Raw genomic sequence first — 17,786 nt, 5'->3', positions numbered from 1 at the left:
CTTCCTGCTCATCCGGCGAAGATGGCCTTCTTCTGCTCCTCGATGCTGCTCACCAGCGGGTTGATGTCCTTGGGGTTCTGGATGAACTTCTGGATCGAGGGGATCATCACGGTCGACGCGAAGTCGGGCCGGGTGTCGCGGTCCATGAACTGCGCGATGTTCTTGGCCGAGGAGACCACCTCGACGGCCTTCTTCTGCAGGGCGGTGTACCCGGAGGTGTCGAAGTCCTTCGCCGCGCCGACGATCGACTTGTCGGTCTCGACGTTGGCCTTCTCCGCGTCCTTCGTGCCCAGGTACTTGAGGAACTCGAGGGCACCGTTCGCGTTCTTGGCCTTCGAGGACATCATGAAGCCGTCGATCGGGGCGTCGATCGAGTCGGTGCCGTTCTCGTCGTTGATCTTCGGGAACGTGAAGAAGTCCAGGTCGTCCAGGTCCGAGGACGAGGAGCCGGGCGTCTGGAACTGCTGGGCGACGAACAGGCCCAGCAGGTAGGTGCCGGTCTTCTTCTGCTGCAGTCCCTGGGCGGCCTCCTGCCAGGTGCGGCCCAGCGAGCCGGACTGGTGGTACGGCAGCAGGGTGGCCCAGGTGTTGAAGACCTCCTTGACGCGGTCCTGGTCCCAGGACTCCTTGCCGCCCATCAGGTCGACGTGGAACTGGTACCCGTTCAGGCGCATGTTGAGGATGTCGAACGTGCCCATGGCCGGCCAGCCGTCCTTGTCGGCGAAGCCGATGGGCGTCAGGCCGTCGCTCGTCATGCCCTTGGCCAGGTCGACGTACTCGGTCAGGGTGGTGGGGACCTGGTAGCCCTTCGACTCGAACACCGACTTCCGGTAGAAGACCGCCCACGGGTAGTAGGTGAACGGCACGAAGTACTGCTTGCCGTCGGTCGCGGTGGCGGCCTGCTTGAAGGAGTCGGCGAAGGAGCCGCCGATGGAGTCCCACACGCTCGAGATGTCCGCGGCCAGGCCCTGGTCGGCGAAGAACTTCATCCGGAAGCCGGAGAACCACGTGAAGACGTCGTCCGGGTCGCCCTGCAGGTAGCTGTTGATCGATTCCTGGAAAGTGTTGTGGTCGACGGTGTTGACCTTCACGCTCAGCCCGTCGTGGGCCTTCGTGAAGGCGTCGACGACCTTCTGGTAGGCGGCCTTGGGCACGGCGTCGGACTGGTTCGAGCCGAAGGTGACGGTGCCGGTGGCCGCGCCCGACGTGGTGGCCGGCGCGGTGGTGGACGATCCGCCGCACGCGGTGAGCAGACCGAGTGCCGAGAGCCCGAGGGCTCCGCCGAGCATGGACCGGCGGGACAGGTCGACCCGCGCGAGCGGGTTCACCGCCGACGGCGACGGCGACAGGGGCCGCGCGGAGGCGGGCCGATCGAAGATTCCCATGACGACTCCTCGGGGATTGGCGGTGAACGGAACGGCGACGGCGGGCCGCCGGCCGGTGGCCCCGCGACCGTGCCCGGACGTCCGAGTGCACAATCCAACAGAAACCACCATGTTTCGACGTTGGGATGAATGTGCCAGACATCACAGCGACTGTCAACGATCCCCCATCGTGAGGCTCAAGACGCTCGGATGATCAGGCGACTGACGGATTCTCGGGGTGCGAACGGAGGTGATGTTGGAAATTGTTGACATCCGTGCCGGCGACGGGGCACGCTGGCTCTCAGTGCCGTGGCATCGGGCCGGCCGTCCCCGTCCTCACGACCGTCGCCCGCACGCCGACGTCCCGTCCGATCACGAAGGAGGCACCGTGCTCGCAGCCCAGCGCCAGCAGGCGATCGTCGATCGGTTGCAGGCCGAGGGCGTCGTCCGCGTGACCGATCTCGTGCACGCCTTCGAGGTGTCCGACATGACGGTCCGCCGCGACCTGGACTCCCTGGCCCGGCGCGGCCTGCTGATCAAGGTGCACGGCGGCGCGACCCTGCGCACCTCCCCCACCTCCGAGGAACCCGGTTTCGCCGCGAAGGGAGCCCGCGAGGCGGCCGAGAAGGCCGCGATCGCGGCGGCCGCCGTCGGCCTGATCGAACCCGGGATGGCGATCGCCCTGAACTCGGGCACCACGACGTACGCCCTCGCCCAGGTGCTCGCCCCGATCCCCGACCTGACCGTCGTCACCAACTCTCCCCGCGTCGCGGAGGTGCTGTGGAGCTCGGAGGCGACGACCGCCGGTCAGCGCGGGCCGGTCGTCATCGCCACCGGTGGGGTGCGAACCCCGTCCGACGCCCTCGTGGGGCCGCTCGCGGTGCAGGCGCTGCGCACGCTCAACGTCGACGTCTGCTTCATGGGGGTGCACGGCGTGTCCCTGGAGCGCGGTATCACCACCCCGAACCTCCTCGAGGCCCAGACCAACCAGCAGATGCTCGAGTCCGCGTCCCGGCTGTGCGTGCTCGCGGACCACACGAAGTTCGGGCTCTCCGGGCTGAGCCGGATCGCCGGCCTCGAGGAGATCCAGACCCTGATCACGGACGAGGCGATGAGCCCGTCCGCCGTCGACCTGCTCCGCGGCTACGTGGACGAGGTCGTCCTCGCGCCGCTGGGCGCCCCGGCGCAGGGGGTCGGCTCGTGACCGCGCGGCCGGTGCCCGGCCGGCTGGCCGACGGGCGGGAGATCCTCTACTTCTTCGACGACCCCGCCGCCGCGGCGCGCTTCACTCCCCCGGCGGACCCGCGCCCGCTGCCCGCCCGGCCCGAACCCGGGGAGCTGCGGTTCGACGAGCTGTCCGGCGAGTGGACCGCCGTCGCCGCGCACCGGCAGACCCGCACCTACCTGCCGCCCGCCGACCAGTGCCCGCTGTGCCCGTCCGGGCACCCGGCCGCGGACGGGACGCGGCGCGAGTCCGAGATCCCCGCCGCGGACTACGACGTCGTCGTCTTCGAGAACCGCTTCCCCTCCCTCGGGCCGGCGACCGGCCCGGTGCCGGCCCATCCGCGCTGGGGGGAGGCGGTGCCGGCGACCGGACGCTGCGAGGTCGTCGCCTTCACGTCCGAGCACACCGGTTCCTTCGCGACGCTGCCGCTGGCGCGGGCCCGCACGGTGCTGGACGCGTGGGCGGAGCGCACGGCCGCGCTGTCCGCACTGCCCGGCGTCGCCCAGGTGTTCGTGTTCGAGAACCGGGGCGCGGAGATCGGGGTGACCCTGCACCACCCGCACGGGCAGATCTACGCCTACCCGTACGTCACCCCGCGTGGGGCGCTGCTCGGCGAGCGGGCCGCCGCCCACCGGGAGGCCACCGGCACCCTGCTCGGCGAGCGGCTGCTGGCCGCGGAGCAGCGGGACGGCTCGCGCGTCATCACCACGGGCGAGCACTTCACCTCCTACGTGCCGTTCGCGGCGCGCTGGCCGCTCGAGGTGCACCTGACCGCGCACCGGCACGTCGGCCGGCTCGACGAGCTGACCGACGCGGAACGGGACGACGCGGCCCGGGTCTACCTGGACGCCCTGAACCGGCTGGACAACCTGTTCGAGACCCCCACCCCGTACATCGCGGCGTGGCACCAGGCGCCCGCCGACCCGCGGCTGCGCGCCGCAGCCTGGCTGCACCTGCAGGTCACGTCCCCGCGGCGGGCGGCCGACAAGCTCAAGTTCCTCGCCGGATCGGAGGCCGCCATGGGGGCGTTCATCAACGACACCGTGCCCGAGCAGATCGCCGAGCGGCTGCGAGCCGTGCCGGGCGTGCCCCGGATCTCCCCGGCCTCGCCGGCGCCGGCGGCGGCACCGTCGGCCGCCCCACACCCGGTGGCCGACCGATGAGCGCCGTCGACACGTCCACGCTGGCCGGCGCCTTCGCCACGACCTTCGGCGGGAAGCCGGACGGGCTGTTCACCGCACCCGGCCGGGTCAACCTGATCGGCGAGCACACCGACTACACCGGCGGGTTCGTCCTGCCGTTCGCCATCGACGCGGCCACCACCGCGGCGATCGCCCTGAACGACTCCGGGACGCTGCGGCTGGCCTCCCGCTCCCAGGACGGCGTGGTGGAGGTCGATCTGGTCACCCTCGCTCCCGGCGCGGTGGACGGCTGGGCCGCCTACCCCGCCGGCGTGGTCTGGGCGCTCGGCGAGCGCGGCGTCCGCGTCGAGGGGGCGGACATCCTCGTCGACTCGACGGTGCCCACCGGCTCGGGGCTCTCCTCCTCGGCGGCGCTGGAGTGCTCGGTGGCCGTCGGGCTGTGCGACCTCACCGGGGCCTCGCTCGGCCTGGACGAGCTGGTCCTGGCGTGCCAGCGGGCCGAGAACGAGATGGCCGGGGCCCCGACCGGGATCATGGACCAGACGGCGTCCCTGCGCGGCGCGGGCGGGCACGCGGTGTTCCTCGACACCCGGGACCAGCACAGCGAGCTGGTACCGCTGCCCCTGGCCGAGGAGGGCCTCGTGCTGCTGGTCATCGACACGCGGGTCGTGCACGACCACGCCACCGGCGGCTACGCGGACCGGCGCCGGTCCACCGAACTGGCACGGGAGACCCTCGGCGTCGAGGCCCTGCGCGACGTGACCGTGGCGGACCTCGAGGACGCGCAGCACCGGCTCGATCCGGTGACCTTCCGCCGGCTGCGGCACGTCGTCACGGAGAACCAGCGGGTGCTCGAGACCGTCGCCACCCTGCGCTCCTCCTCCCCCGCCGCGATCGGGCACCTGCTCGACGCCAGCCACGCCTCGATGCGGGACGACTTCGCGATCAGCTGCGCCGAGCTGGACACCGCCGTCGACGCGGCACGGTCCGCCGGCGCGATCGGCGCGCGGATGACCGGCGGCGGCTTCGGCGGGTCGGCCATCGCGCTGGTGCGAGGCGCCGACGTGGACGCGGTCACCGCCGCGGTGCACCGCGCCTTCGCCGACGCCGGGTACACGGCCCCGGACGTCTTCGCGGTCGAACCGGCCGACGGCGCCCACCGGGTCGGCTGAGGGCCGGACGGCGTCCACCCCGTCCCCCGATACGCCACGCGCTGTCTCCCGACACGCCACGCATTCCCGGGATACAGCGCTGTTTCCCCCACCACGCCGGCGTGTTCCGGGGACCCGGTCCGGCATCCGTGCCGACGGCGGGGGGCCGCCCACGTGGGGCTCGACAGGCACCGCCGACCGGCGCACCATCGGAGGCATGAGCACGTCCTCCGATCACGCTCGGGGCACGGCGGCCGAGCACCCCACGAACGCCGCGACGACCGCCGCGGCTGACGCCCGGCCCCACCGGCGTCGAGCGACCGGCCCGCATGCCGGGGCGCTGGCCATCGTGACGCTGGCGATCACCGTCGTCGGGGTCGGCGGCTCCGCGGCCGCGGCGGCTGCGGCCTTCCCGTCGCCGACCAGCCTCGGCGGCACCGTCTCGGCCATCGCCACCGCCGTTCCGGGCGCGGTCGCGTGGCTCGCGTTCTGCACGTTCGGCTCGGCCGTGCCGCTCGGCATCGACGCCGCGACGCTCTACACGAAGCTCCGGCAGTTGCGCGTGGCCGTGCCGGGGCCGTCGATCGCCTGGTTCGGCGGCTCGGCGGCGGCGGTCTCGCTGATGGTGACGGGCGCCGTCCTGTGGGTGGTCGCGCTGCCCGAGGTGGCCGCGACCCCGTCGGTCACCCTCGCCCTCGCCGGTGTCGCCTTCCTGCTCGGCGGGGTCGGGTTCGCCACCGGCCTCGGCCTGCTGATCGCCGGCATCGCCGTCCCCGGCCTGACGCGCGGGCTGCTGCCCGGCTGGCTGGCGTGGATCGGCCTAGCGCTCGCCGTCCTCGGCGAGCTGTCGTTCCTCACCATGCTGCTGCCGGCGGTCGCGGTCGTCCTGCCGCTCGTGCGGTTCGGTGGCCTCGCCTGGCTGATCGCGGCGGGCTTCGTGCTGCACGGCGCCCGCGTGCACGACCATTCACGGCACTGGGACACCGCCGATTGACCGCTGGCGCTGTCGCGCGGAATCACCGGACACGACAGCGGCCCCGGCACGGATGCCGGGGCCGTCGTCGTCAACGTGGAAGGACGAGCGTCAGTCGTTGCCGCGCAGGATGGCCAGCAGGCGGAGGATCTCCACGTACAGCCAGACCAGGGTGACGGTCAGCCCGAACGCCGCGCTCCAGGAGTACCGGGCGGGGACGCCGTTGCGCACGCCCTCGGAGATCGACGTGAAGTCGACGATGAGGGAGAACGCGGCGAGCCCGATGGCGAGCAGCCCGATCACGACGCCCCACGGAATGGAGGTGCCGGGGATGGTCGCGCTGTGCAGCCCGAACATGCCGTCCGTGACGCCGAAGACCATCAGGCCCAGGTTCACCAGGGAGAACAGGGCGTAGCCGGCCATCGCGATGAGGAAGAACTTCATCGCCTTCGGGGTGGCGCGCACCTTGCCGCTGCGGAACAGCAGCAGGGTCACGGCGAACACGGACAGGGTCCCGACGACGGCCTGGACGACGATGCCCGGGTAGATCCCCTCGAGGAAGCCGGAGATGCCGCCGAGGAACAGGCCCTCGAGGGCCGCGTACGCCAGGATGAGCGCCGGCGACGGCTCCCGCTTGAAGGAGTTGACCAGCCCGAGGACGAGGCCGCCGATCAGCCCGATCAGCATCAGGCCCGGCACGAACCAGCCGATGGCCGCACCGACGACGACGAGGCCGAGGGTCATGGTGGTCTTGACGATGACGTCGTCGAAGGTCATCCGGCCGGTCTGCGACGGGGTCGCCGACGGACGGTTGTACAGGTCCTGCAGGTCGTTCGGCTGCCCGTAGGGGCTCTGACCATAAGGGCTCTGGCCGTAGGGGCTCTGGGGAGGCGCGGGCGCGTATCCGGCCCGCCCGTTCTGGTACTGACCGCGCCCGGTGATGGCGGGGTTGTTGCTCAGCAGGGGGTTGCCGCCGGCTGCCATGGTGTCTTGTCTCCTCGAGAAGGGGCCACGAACCCGGCCAGTCTATCGAGAACGGCCTTTCGTACCAGGATTTGTGCGAGCTGTTCTCTCAGGGCGTGACGGAACGGCTCGCCTCCGGCTCGGCAGGACTGGCCCGGCGGGGGTCGGACCGCCGACCGCGTGCCCACTACACTCGACGCGGGTGCCCGCCGCCGGCCGCCGGTCGGCAGGGGTGCCGGTCTCCTGCCGCTGATCCGAAAGCGTGTCGCCATGCCCGCCTCCTCCGCTGCCTCCTCCCTCCCGCTGCGCATGCTGCACGACCGCATCCTCGTCAGCCTCGACGCCGAGAGCAGCGAACGCCGGTCCGCCTCGGGCATCGTGATCCCGGCGACCGCCGTCATGGGCAAGCGGCTGGCATGGGCCGACGTCGTCGCGACCGGTCCCAGCGTGCGGCAGGTGGCCCTGCGCGATCGCGTGCTGTTCGACCCGGAGGATCGCCTCGAGGTCGAGATCGCCGCACAGGACTACGTGTTGCTGCGCGAGCGGGACGTGCACGCCGTCGCCGCGCCGGAGGCGACCGAGACGAGCACCGGGCTCTACCTGTAGGGCCGGTCGGGAGGGACTAAGGGGCGCTCGGGCGACGAAGGAGCACGTTCGACACGTCGCTGGTCGCATCAATCCACCAGGCGAGTCGCGTGTCAATCCGCTCGGCAGTCGCGAGGAGTCTCTCGTAGTCCGCTTCGATGGAGCGGGTGAACAGGGGCTCGTGGTGCGCGATTCGGTTGCGCACCTTGCGGATCTCGTCGATCTCGCTGTGCAGTCGCTCCCGTCGGGCGTTGACGAAGGCGAATTTCAAGGATGGGGCCCAGAGGCTCCGGTTGTAATCGCTGGAGAGCACGGTCCACCAGAAGCCGAGTTCCAGTTCGGCGACGACCCGACCGGCCGTCACGAGGTGTCCCGCTCGGGAGATGCGGTTCTTGGCCTCCCTGACCTTCTTCTGGCCTCCAGAGTTCAGCAGCGCAGGCGTACGGTCGAACCAGGCCGTGGCTTGGCCATAATCCTTCGTCAGTTGCGCATCGATGGTGTTCCTCAGTGCGACCTCGAAATAGTGGATCGACCCGAAAAGTGCGCTCGAGAGCTCGAGGTTCCATCGATAGAGAGCAAGGGCGGCCTTGACGTCGCCGCTGCATGCTTGCCGATACGGCTCAAGCCGAGAAACCGACAGGAGGCGGATCATCTCGTCGCGGACCGGCGGATAGATCGTCATCGCTGCCTTTCGTCGCGGCGTGGACAGGAATGCTGCCGCCCCGTACAGTGGAGGATACAGAGAGCCCCGGGAATCACGGCGTACCCACCACGGTGAGGGAAACCCCCCGGGGCCTTGTTCTGTCCGGGACAGGCGACCGAATGACCTACACCAGATTCAGTGGCGGTCGTTGGCTGCCGAGCAATCGATCCTCTAGAGCTTTGGCTTCGACCTGGGTCATGCATTCGATCCACGTGACGCTCGCCGCTGAGAACCACGCCGTCACAGCGGCGATCTGCTCCGCGGTCATCACCGAGGGCCGCTGGCGTGCCGCCCCTCGGGGGACGCCGAGCTCCTGCGCCGCGACCGACGCCCGCAGGGTGCTCCGGCTCAGGTCTCGCGACCCACTCCGGTGGCTGCTCAACCTGGTCCTCAGGCTGGTCGCCCTGCCGACGTAGACGCACTCGCCGCCCACGAACCACGCATACACACCAGGAACTGCCGGGATGTCCCGGCGACGCAGCTCGGCATGCCCCCGGCGCGGCGCGGTGAGCAATGTCCGCCACTCGGCCGACAGCTCCTCCACGCTCTCAGACACCGAGGTCGGGGAGGCCGTCGACTATCCGGTTGGTCTCCACGCTGACGGTGACGATCCGCTTGAGCAGGTCGATGATGTATCGCGGCTGGTGGTGCTCACGGGACCAGTCGTTGGGGTCGTTGACGATGCCGGACGCCTTGTCCGTCTTGACCTGGTACCGCTCGAGGATCCAGTCGACGGCCGACCGGGAGCCGAGCATGTACCGGTGCGCGTCCTCGGGGATGCCCTCGACGGTCAGGTGGCCGTTGTAGATCACGCGGGTCCTGTCCCACGCGCCCGACTTGCCGCCGTACTTCATCTTCGTCACCGCGTACTTCGCGTAGGCGTCGGTCTCCAGCCCGAGCCCGGTCTCGCGCTCGGTCAGCGGGTAGGGTTCGACGTTCTCGTAGCCGATGTGCAGCTCGGACAGCGCCCGGCCGGCGTCGGCGAAGGCGCGGAAGCGCTCGACGCCGGGGACCTGCGGGATGCGCGGCAGCATCTTCTTCAGGTCCGCGGCGAACCGCTCCCGGTACTCCGGCGAGTGCAGCAGCCCGTAGACGAAGAAGAAGAGGTCGTCCTTGGTGACGTCCGCCCCGTAGGCGGCGCGGTAGTCGGCGAGTGCTTCGTCGGTGATGTTGTCGACCCGGCGGAAGCCCGACGACGACGGCGCGTCGTGGGTGAGCAGATCATCGCCGGACGTGTCAGTGACATAGGTGTAACGGGGGAAGAACTGGCCGCCGCTGCCGGCCCCGGTGACGTGAAGATCCGGGAGAAGGTCGGTCATGACCACGCTGAACGGGACCGCCGAGGCGTTGCCGACGTTGTAAAAGCCGTAGTTCTCGGTTCCACCGTCGGGATAGAGGGAAGGCAGCTTGTACACGCTGTTGTTGAGCTGTCGGTTTGCATAAACATGCCGACGGTTGAATGGGCGATAGGTTCCGGAGCGGAAGCTCGCCTCATCAATGGTGAGCCGTTCGCTCCTGAGGAATCTGGCCTCGAGCGTTCCATCCCAATTGATCTTTGTCGGGTCGGTCACGGCGTCCGACCGTAGCTGAGCGACAGTGGATACGGCCCTACCGATTCGATCGAGTTCGGCGTTGTAGTTCGCGATGAGGCGTCCGACGGTTTCCCGGAGCGCTCCCTCAGAGTCGTTGTAGACCCACGCGTCGCGGTTGGTTTTTAGCCCGGCCGAGTAGGTGGCGAAGATGCCTTGGCCGCTGCCCTTGTCGCCGATCGGGGTGTATGTCCTGAATTCATCGTTGCGCTGGTTGATCCAATCGCCGTTGCGGTTTGGTGTGAGAGTCTGCCAGTCGAGCGTCGCGAGGCTCGCCCGCTCGACGAGGTCGAGCTTGGCCCGGCGGTCGAGATAGTCGCCAATGTCCTTGTAGTGCAGCACGCACGAGTCGACTACCCCGGGTCTCTTGACCAGAATGAGAACGGCGACTGTGGCCCGGCTGCCTGCGTCGAAGATCTTGCCGCCCTCCTTACGGCTCTGCTCGCCGGCGGTGCGCTGGTTACCCCGAAGGTTGTACACAAAGATGTGATGGAACTCTTCAGCCAGGGACTTCCGCAGTCCGTCGGCGGAGTTGGAGTCGATGTAGCCGCCGTTGGAGACGTACGCGACTACCCCTCCGTCGTCGGACTTCAGAATCCGGTCTGACGCCCACCGGAACGCGCGGATGTAGGAGTCATAGAGCGATTTAGTAAGACTCGCTGCGGACCCGGCCTCGTAGGTGTCCCGGATCGACGCGTCCAGGTGCGGGTACTTGAGGTTGGCGTTGTTGTCGTTACCGCTGGTCTGCCCCACCGAGTAGGGCGGGTTGCCGATGATGACGCGGATGTCCAGCGCGTTCTGCGCGATGACACGTTCGTTGTTGGCGGTGAAGACTCGCTCGTCTAATGCATCGCCATGCTCGGAGGACTGGAACGTGTCGGTCAACACGATGCCGTCGAACGGTATGAAGGCCCCACCCTGCAGGCCATGGAACGTCGCCTCGATGTTGATCGCCGCGATGTAGTACGGCAGCAGCAGGATCTCGTTGGCGTGCAACTCCTGCGTGTATTTGCGCAGCAGGTCCTCCGGCTTGATCCGCCCGGACTGGAGCAGCCGGGCGATGAAGGTGCCGGTCCCGGTGAACGGGTCGAGCACGTGCACTCCCTCCCCCGACAGTGAGGTGCCGAAGTGCTCGACGAGGACGTCGTCGACGGCGCGGATGATGAAGTCCACTACCTCGGTGGGCGTGTAGACGATGCCGAGGGACTCGGCCACCCGCGGGAACGCCAGCTTGAAGAACCGCTCGTACAGCTCGGTGATGATCTTCTGCTTGCCCGCGGCGGAGTCGATGCCCTCCGCGCGGATCCGGACCGAGCGGTAGAAGTCCTCCAGCGGCGCGATCTCGGACCCAAGGTGGTATCCCTCGAGCACCGCGAGCATGCCGTCCATCACCTGGCTCACCGGGTTGTGGGCGGCGAACGAGTAGTCGGCGAACAGCGCCTCGAAGACCGGTTTGGTGATCAGGTGCTGGGACAGCATGTCGATGGCGTTGGCCTCGGTGATGCCGTCGTTGAGGTTCCCGCGCAGGCCGGCCAGGAACTCCGCGAACTGGGCGCGCGCCTCCTCGGATCCGTCGAGGATGGTGCGGATCCGGGTGGTGTGCCGGTCGGCGATGTCCTTGACGTCGGAGGCCCACTGCTCCCAGTAGCGCCGGTCGCCGACCTTGCGCACCATGCGGGCGAAGATCGCATTGCGCCACTCGTCGGCATTGGCGAGGTGGAACATCGACAACTGATCACCACGCCCGGGCGCACCATCGCCGGCGCCGCTCGAACCGTCGTCGTCGCCGTCCTGTCCTGCGCCACTCCCGCCGACGCCGATCACGTCGACGGTCCGGTTGGCGGCCGGGTCGAGGTCGATCTTGTTGACCATCGCCTCGAATCGGTCGTCGTGCGCGCGCAGGGCTTGCAGGACGTCCCAGACGACCTTGTACCGCTTGTTGTCGTCCAATGCCGTCTCGGGGCTCTCCGAGGCGGGCACCGCGATGGGCAGGATGATGTAGCCGTACTCCTTGCCCTCGGCCTTGCGCATCACCCGGCCGACGGACTGGACCACGTCCACCTGGGAGCTGCGCGGGTTGAGGAACAGCACGGCGTCGAGGGTCGGCACGTCGACGCCCTCGGAGAGGCACCGGGCGTTGGAGAGGATCCGCACGCGATTGCCCTCGGTGTCGGCCTTCAGCCAGTCGAGTTTCGCCTGCCGCTCCAGCACGTTGAACGTGCCGTCGACGTGGGCACCCTCCATCCGCAACGCGGCGTCGTCCTCGACCGCCAGCTGCGTGCCGATCAGTTCGAAGTCCTCCGCGAGCTTCTTCGACTCCTTGATGTTGCGGGCGAAGGCGACGGCGCGGCGCATCGGCGAGTGATCGCTGATGTCCAGGCGCTCCCCGTTGACGCCTCGCTTGGAGAGCCCGCTCCAGCAGCCGACGATGCGGGCAGCGTCGTCGAGGCGCAGGTCGTGGGACTCGTCGGCGAGCAGGCCCTGGAAGGATCGGCTGACGGCGTCCTCGTCGACGGCGAGCACGAGCACCTTGTAGTCGGAGAGGTGGCCCATTTCCACGGCCCGGCCGAAGCCGAGGTGGTGGAGCTCGGGCCCGTAGGTCGCCTCGTCGTCCATCGAGTAGACGGCGACGTCCTCGGCCGCGGCCTTCGCCTTGGACTGCTGGATGTAGATCCGCGGCGTCGCGGTCATGTAGAGCCGCTTCGCGCCCACCAGATAGGTGTTGTCGTGCACCCGGGTGAACGCGGAATCGTCGGCACCGGGTTCGGTGATGCCGGTGGTGCGGTGGGCCTCATCGCACAGGATCAGGTCGAAATCTGGAAGGCCGGCCTGCTGAGCCTGGGCGATGACGTCGATCGACTGGTAGGTGCTGAAGACGACAGTGACATGGTTCTCGCCGGTCGAGATGCGGGCACGGTTGACCAGCAGCTGCGGATCGGTGGTGGCGGGGAACCCGAGGTCGTGGACGGAGACGTCCTCGTTCTGCTTCCGCCCGACCTTGGCATCGGAGCAGACCGCGAGCGGCCGTAGCGGAACCTGCGCCTGCGCCGTCCACTCGTTCAACGTCTGCTGGAGCAGCGCGATGGACGGGACGAGGAACAGCACCGTCCCGCCGACCGGGACCATCTCCTCGACGATCTTCAGCGAGGTGAACGTTTTGCCGGTGCCGCAGGCCATGATGAGCTTGCCCCGGTCCTGGGCGGCGAACCCGTCGACGACGTCAGCGATCGCCTCCCGCTGGTACTTCCGGGGCTCCTTCGCGGGGGACTTGCGCATCTGCTCGGGCTGCTCGACGTCGAACGCCGACCAGTCGATGGTCGAGTCGGCCAGATCCTGCAGCCGGAGGCGGCTCATCTGCTTGGACTGGTTCTCGAGGGCGTCCTCGGCGTGCTTGGACCAGTGGTCAGTCGTCGAGACGACCATGCCGTAGGCGAAGTCGACCTTGCCGCTGGCCGTGAAGAACGAGTCGATCTGCGCCTTCTGGAGCGTCCGGGCGGGGTCGAAGAACTTCGCCTGGATGGCCGTCAGCTCACCGGTGTATCGGTCCTTCGCGACGAGGTCGATGCCGGTGTCCACCTGGCCGTTGCGGCCGGGCCACTCGGTCCAGAGCCAGACGTCGGAGAACTGGTCCGCGTACTTCGGCTCGAGTTCGAGATACCGCTTCACCAGCCGTTCGAACTTGGTGCCCTTGTCCCGCTCGCTCGTGGCGGTGAAGTACAGCCGATCCAGGACACTCTCGAACGTCGTTGACCCCATGCAGTCATCTTGCCGGATCTTCGTGGACCTCCGTGACCACGTCAGCCGCCGCTTCCCACCCCGCGTCCCCGTGCGCCCCCAGCGCCGGCAGCAGGACGTGATCCACGAGGTCGGTGACGGTCGCGACGTCCAGGGCGCGCCGCTGCAGCGTCACCTGGCCGAAGGCGACCGCCGGGACGATACCGGCCAGCAGCGGGATCGGGGCGTCGGCGTCCACCGCCCCCCGCGCGGCCCACCGCTCCAGCACCGCCCTCAGCGCCGCCACCGGCGGCTCGCCGATGGAGGCCCGCGCCACCTCGTACAGCTCGGCGTCCCGCCCGATCTCGCTCAGCAGGCTCGCCAGCACACGCGCCGCCCGGGCGTCGGGCCGGGCGTAGTGCATCGCGCAGGCGAGCAGGTCCCCCCGCACCGTGCCCGTGTCGGGCACGGCCGACGGCGCGGACAGCACCCGCACCGCCGCCACCACGAGGTCGACCTTGCTCGGCCACCTCCGGTACACGGCGGCCTTGCCCGTCCCCGCGGCGCGGGCGACCGCCTCCACCGTCGTCCCGCCGTAGCCGTGCTCGATCAGCAGGTCCTGGGTGGCGACGAGGATCCGGTCGTCGAGGTCGGGGTCACGCGGCCGTCCGGGGACGCCGGACGCCCCCCACGTCTGAGGCGTCGCGGACGAATGGCTCATCCCGCCATTGTAGGTTTCGGGACCGAGGAGTACCGTTTTAGTTACGGGACCATTCGGACCCGTATCCGGAGCCGGCGCCGATCGGCGACGCCGAGAACCACGAGGAGTCGTCATGCCCACCGTCACCACCACCGCGAACACCGGCCTCGCCCGCCCGGCCGGCCTGCGCACCTCGGTCATCCTCATCGGTGCGATCGTCGTCGCCGTCGCCCTCAACGCGGTGGTCGCCGCGGTGGCGGTGGCCATGGGCGCCCCCACGGGCTACGGGCCCCTCACCGTTCCCGCCCAGGCGACACTCACCGTGATCGGGGTGGTCGTCGGCTGGCTCGGGTGGCGCCTGGTCGATCGGCGCGCACGGCGGCGCGGGCAGGAGCCGGCCCGGATCCTGAGCGTGCTCGTCCCCGTCGTCGTCGTGCTCTCGTTCGTGCCGGACGTCCTCCTGCTGGTCACGCGTTTCGTCCCCGGCACGACGACGGGGGCCGTGCTCGCCCTCATGGTCATGCACGTCGTCGTGGCCGCGGTGGCCGTGCCCGCCTACCTGCTGGCCGACCGCCGCTCGGGTGGGCCCGCGGGTCAGCGGAGCCGGCGCCGGTAGACGAGCATCGCCGCGACGTACGCGACGACCAGGACGCCGACGCACCAGGCGAGCGCCACCGGCAGGTCCGGACCCGCCGCGCGGCCGGCCAGCAGGTCACGGATCGCGTTGACGACGGACGTCATCGGCTGGTGCTCGGCGAACCAGCGCACCGGCCCGGGCATGGTGGCGGTCGGCGCGAACGCCGAGCTGACGAACGGCAGGAAGATCAGCGGATAGGCGAACGCGCTCGCCCCGTCCATGGTCCTCGCCAGCAGCCCGGGGATGACGGCGAGCCACGTCAGCGCCAGGGTGACGAGCAGCAGGATGCCGGCGACCGCGAGCCACGCGGGCAACCCCGCCGGGGAACGGAAGCCCATCAGCAGGGCCACGAGGACGACGACGACGAGCGCGATCGCGTTGGCCACCAGCGACGTCAGCACGTGCGCCCACAGCACCCCGGGCCGGCCGATCGGCAGGGACCGGAACCGGTCGACGATCCCGCCCTGCAGATCCGCGAACAGGCGGACCGCGGTGTAGGCGATCCCGGAGGCGATCGTGATCAGGAGGATACCGGGCAGCAGATACGTCACGTACGACTCGGTCCCGGTCTGGATCGCCCCGCCGAACACGTAGACGAAGATCAGCAGCAGCGCGATCGGCGTCGCCACCGTGGTGATGATCGTGTCGGGGCTGCGCGTGATGTGGCGCAGGGACCGGCCGGTCAGCGCGGCCGTGTCCGCGAGCGCGTGCGTGCTCATCGGTGCTCCTCGGTGTCGGGGGTGTCATGGCTCGTCGAGGAGCCGGTGAGGGCGAGGAAGATCTCCTCGAGGGTCGGCTGCTTCTCCACGTAGACGACCTCGGCCGGCGGGAGCAGTCGCCGCAGCTCGGCGACGGTGCCCTCGACGAGGATCCGCCCCTCGTGCAGGATGGCGACGCGATCGGCCAGGTGCTCCGCCTCGTCGAGATACTGCGTCGTCAGCAGCACGGTGGTTCCGCGGTGCGCGAGGCCGGTGATGGTGTCCCACACCTCGAGCCGGCCCTGCGGGTCGAGGCCGGTGGTCGGTTCGTCCAGGACGATCACCTCCGGGTCCCCGATCAGGCTCATCGCGATGTCGAGGCGCCGCACCATGCCACCCGAGTACGTCCCCGCGCGCCGGTCGGCGGCCTCGGTCAGCGCGAACCGCTCGAGCAGCTCGTCCGCCACCCGGCGGGGATCGGCCACGTGCCGCAAGCGGCCCACCAGGACGAGGTTCTCGCGCCCGGTGAGCACCTCGTCGACGGCGGCGAACTGCCCGGTGAGGCTCAGCGACTCCCGCACGTCCGGCGCCGCCGTGACGACGTCGTGCCCGTTCACCGCGGCGGTGCCCCCATCGGCGCCCAGGAGGGTGGCCAGGATGCGGACCACGGTGGTCTTGCCGGCGCCGTTCGAGCCGAGCAGGGCCAGGATGGAGCCGCGGGTGACGTCGAGGTCGACGCCGCGCAGCACCGCCAGCGTGCCGTAGGACTTCTCCAGCCCGCGGATCCGGATGGCCGGCGCCGCCGTCGTCATGGTTCCGCCCTCCCCGCGGATCCCTTCCCGCCCCCCGGAGACGGGCCCGTCGGGGGCGGCGTCGCCCGCGGCACGGTCGATCGCGCGGGCCAGCCGGTCGCGCTCCTTCTGCACCCAGTTGCCGCCGCGGTAGTTCGCGAGGAACGTCTCGGCGAAGTCGACGGGATCGACGCCGACGACGTCGCGCACGGGGCGCCCGTCCGCCGCGCTCTGCTCGAGCAGGTCGGCCAGGTCGTGCAGCATGGCGGTGAGGCCGGCGCCGTCGCCCGGCCCGAAGTACAGCAGATAGCGCTCGAGCGCGGCAGCAGCCTCGCGGTACCCGCCGGGCAGGCTCTTCACCCTCGCCTTGTAGTCGAGGTACCTCTTCTTCTCACCGAGATCCACGGTGACCTTCTCGACGATCTTCTCGATCCACATGGTCAAACCTCTCGCTGGTTTCCTTGCCGCCGGAGCCGGTCCAGTCGTTCCGCGAGGAAGTCCCAGGTCCTCCAGAACTCGTCGAGGGCGGCGCGGCCCTCGCGGTTGAGCGTGTACACCTTGCGCGGCGGGCCCTTCTCCGAGGGCACCTTCTCGACGTCGACCACGCCGCGTTGCTCGATACGCACGAGCAGCGCGTAGACGGTGCCCTCAGCGATGTCGGTGAAGCCCTGGTGGCGCAGCGACGCGGTGATCTCGTACCCGTGGGCGGGCCGGAGGGCCAGGACCGCGAGGACGACGCCCTCCAGGGTGCCCTTGAGCATCTCGGTGATCTGCTTCCCCACGCGCCGGCCACCTTCGCTACTCTGTGTCGTTGATTACTAGTACATAGTAACGCTGAATAGCGAAGTCCGACAGGGGTCAACCGGTACGAGGGGGAGGAGGGGCGTGGTCCGCGGCACGATCGACGGCGTGGCCAGGCCGCGCCAGGTCATCGGGGCGATGATCGTGCTGGGCGACATGTTCGGCGCAGAACCGGCGCCGTCCGGTCACCTGGGAGCAAGCCCGTCATCCGCATCCGGTGACGGCACGGCGGTCGCCGCTCGTCCTGGCTGAGTGCCCCAGGTGGGACTCGAACCCACACTGCGCGGATTTTAAGTCCGCCGCCTCTGCCGATTGGGCTACTGGGGCGCGGGCCGAAGCCCGGACTCCCCCACGCTACCGGCCTCCGCGGTGCATCTACCCCCACCGTCCCCTCTCCCAGCCCGGTGACCGGCCATCACCGGGCTCCGCTGCGACCGAGACCAGGGGCGCCGCAGCCCAGCCCCATCACGCACCCACCCAACCGGGCTCCGCTGCGACCGACACGTGGGCGCCGCAGCCCAGCCCCATCACGCACTCCCGCAACCGGGCTCCGCTGCGACCGACACGTGGGCGCCGCAGCCCAGCCCGAACAACGACGCCACAGCGTGGGCTCCAGCACCACGGCCCGCTCGCGCACTCCCGCAACCGGGCTCCACTGAACCGCCCCGGGTTTAGTGGAGGGCGGGTTCTCCCAGCGCCGGTTGGTGCTGGGGGTTGTTCTGACGGTAGTAGTTGTTCTCCGCCTCGATC

16 protein-coding genes, 1 tRNA gene and 1 pseudogene are annotated in these 17,786 nt (G+C 69.8%); 7 read left to right on the top strand and 11 right to left on the bottom strand.

Annotation, left to right across the window (positions count from 1 at the left end):
* Positions 1-8: 8 nt before the first annotated feature.
* Positions 9-1,385, bottom strand: coding sequence for an ABC transporter substrate-binding protein (locus IEX22_RS09715; RefSeq protein ID WP_188668148.1), 1,377 nt, complete (start codon positions 1,383-1,385; stop codon positions 9-11).
* Positions 1,386-1,752: 367 nt separating this feature from the next.
* On the opposite strand from IEX22_RS09715, the gene IEX22_RS09710 reads away from it, so the two are divergent.
* The 4 genes from IEX22_RS09710 to IEX22_RS09695 all read left to right on the top strand — a co-directional run bounded on the left by IEX22_RS09710 (position 1,753) and on the right by IEX22_RS09695 (position 5,876).
* Positions 1,753-2,568, top strand: a complete 816-nt coding sequence (locus IEX22_RS09710) for a DeoR/GlpR family DNA-binding transcription regulator (RefSeq protein WP_229659922.1) — start codon at positions 1,753-1,755, stop codon at positions 2,566-2,568.
* Positions 2,565-3,752, top strand: coding sequence for a galactose-1-phosphate uridylyltransferase (gene galT, locus IEX22_RS09705; protein WP_229659921.1), 1,188 nt, complete (start codon positions 2,565-2,567; stop codon positions 3,750-3,752). The genes IEX22_RS09710 and galT overlap by 4 nt, the downstream gene beginning before the upstream one ends.
* On the top strand, positions 3,749-4,903 hold the full coding sequence (gene galK / locus IEX22_RS09700; RefSeq protein ID WP_188668146.1) for a galactokinase: 1,155 nt from the start codon (positions 3,749-3,751) through the stop codon (positions 4,901-4,903). The genes galT and galK overlap by 4 nt, the downstream gene beginning before the upstream one ends.
* A 196-nt stretch (positions 4,904-5,099) precedes the next feature.
* Positions 5,100-5,876, top strand: coding sequence for a hypothetical protein (locus IEX22_RS09695; protein ID WP_188668145.1), 777 nt, complete (start codon positions 5,100-5,102; stop codon positions 5,874-5,876).
* Between the two features lie 90 nt (positions 5,877-5,966).
* On the opposite strand, the gene IEX22_RS09690 is transcribed toward IEX22_RS09695, so the two are convergent.
* Complete coding sequence (locus IEX22_RS09690) at positions 5,967-6,839, bottom strand: Bax inhibitor-1/YccA family protein (RefSeq protein WP_188668144.1); 873 nt, start codon at positions 6,837-6,839, stop codon at positions 5,967-5,969.
* A gap of 249 nt (positions 6,840-7,088) precedes the next feature.
* Between IEX22_RS09690 and IEX22_RS09685 the strand changes: the two genes are divergently transcribed.
* Entirely contained in the window at positions 7,089-7,424 is a 336-nt protein-coding gene (locus IEX22_RS09685; RefSeq protein ID WP_188668143.1) for a GroES family chaperonin, read from the top strand.
* A gap of 16 nt (positions 7,425-7,440) precedes the next feature.
* Here the strand turns inward: IEX22_RS09685 and IEX22_RS09680 are convergent, their stop codons facing one another.
* The 4 genes from IEX22_RS09680 to IEX22_RS09670 form a co-directional block, all read right to left on the bottom strand.
* The gene (locus IEX22_RS09680; RefSeq protein ID WP_188668142.1) at positions 7,441-8,085 is read right to left on the bottom strand and encodes an Abi family protein; all 645 of its coding nucleotides are present in this window, start codon (positions 8,083-8,085) and stop codon (positions 7,441-7,443) included.
* A gap of 145 nt (positions 8,086-8,230) precedes the next feature.
* Positions 8,231-8,539: a GIY-YIG nuclease family protein gene (locus IEX22_RS16105; RefSeq protein ID WP_368855332.1), complete on the bottom strand. Its 309-nt coding sequence runs from the start codon at positions 8,537-8,539 to the stop codon at positions 8,231-8,233.
* A 115-nt stretch (positions 8,540-8,654) separates the two neighbouring features.
* Entirely contained in the window at positions 8,655-13,451 is a 4,797-nt protein-coding gene (locus IEX22_RS09675; protein WP_188668141.1) for a DEAD/DEAH box helicase, read from the bottom strand.
* Between the two features lie 4 nt (positions 13,452-13,455).
* Positions 13,456-14,130 (bottom strand): TetR/AcrR family transcriptional regulator, encoded by a 675-nt coding sequence (locus IEX22_RS09670; protein ID WP_188668140.1) that lies wholly within the window; start codon positions 14,128-14,130, stop codon positions 13,456-13,458.
* A gap of 112 nt (positions 14,131-14,242) precedes the next feature.
* Between IEX22_RS09670 and IEX22_RS09665 the strand changes: the two genes are divergently transcribed.
* Complete coding sequence (locus IEX22_RS09665; protein ID WP_188668139.1) at positions 14,243-14,725, top strand: DUF6069 family protein; 483 nt, start codon at positions 14,243-14,245, stop codon at positions 14,723-14,725.
* Here IEX22_RS09665 and IEX22_RS09660 read toward each other — a convergent pair.
* From IEX22_RS09660 to IEX22_RS09650, 4 genes and pseudogenes are all read right to left on the bottom strand, one after another.
* On the bottom strand, positions 14,704-15,465 hold the full coding sequence (locus tag IEX22_RS09660; RefSeq protein WP_188668138.1) for an ABC transporter permease: 762 nt from the start codon (positions 15,463-15,465) through the stop codon (positions 14,704-14,706). The two genes, IEX22_RS09665 and IEX22_RS09660, sit on opposite strands and share 22 nt — an antisense overlap.
* A complete protein-coding gene (locus tag IEX22_RS09655) occupies positions 15,462-16,256 on the bottom strand; it encodes an ABC transporter ATP-binding protein (protein ID WP_229659929.1) in 795 nt (264 codons plus the stop codon). Before IEX22_RS09655 ends, IEX22_RS09660 begins: the two co-directional genes overlap by 4 nt.
* Before the next feature lie 90 nt (positions 16,257-16,346).
* A pseudogene (locus tag IEX22_RS15865) lies at positions 16,347-16,673 on the bottom strand (DUF1048 domain-containing protein); the annotation flags it as partial.
* Positions 16,674-16,675: 2 nt separating this feature from the next.
* Positions 16,676-17,017: a PadR family transcriptional regulator gene (locus tag IEX22_RS09650; protein WP_188668136.1), complete on the bottom strand. Its 342-nt coding sequence runs from the start codon at positions 17,015-17,017 to the stop codon at positions 16,676-16,678.
* 103 nt (positions 17,018-17,120) lie between these two features.
* On the opposite strand from IEX22_RS09650, the gene IEX22_RS09645 reads away from it, so the two are divergent.
* Positions 17,121-17,288, top strand: a complete 168-nt coding sequence (locus IEX22_RS09645; protein ID WP_188668135.1) for a hypothetical protein — start codon at positions 17,121-17,123, stop codon at positions 17,286-17,288.
* 1 nt (position 17,289) lies between these two features.
* On the opposite strand, the gene IEX22_RS09640 is transcribed toward IEX22_RS09645, so the two are convergent.
* Positions 17,290-17,363: transfer RNA gene (locus IEX22_RS09640), tRNA-Leu, on the bottom strand.
* Positions 17,364-17,786 lie beyond the last annotated feature (423 nt).

Origin of the sequence: Tersicoccus solisilvae, assembly GCF_014643255.1 — a bacterium.
GTDB classification, from domain to species: domain Bacteria; phylum Actinomycetota; class Actinomycetes; order Actinomycetales; family Micrococcaceae; genus Tersicoccus; species Tersicoccus solisilvae.
This window is presented reverse-complemented; position numbering and strand designations above follow the sequence as displayed.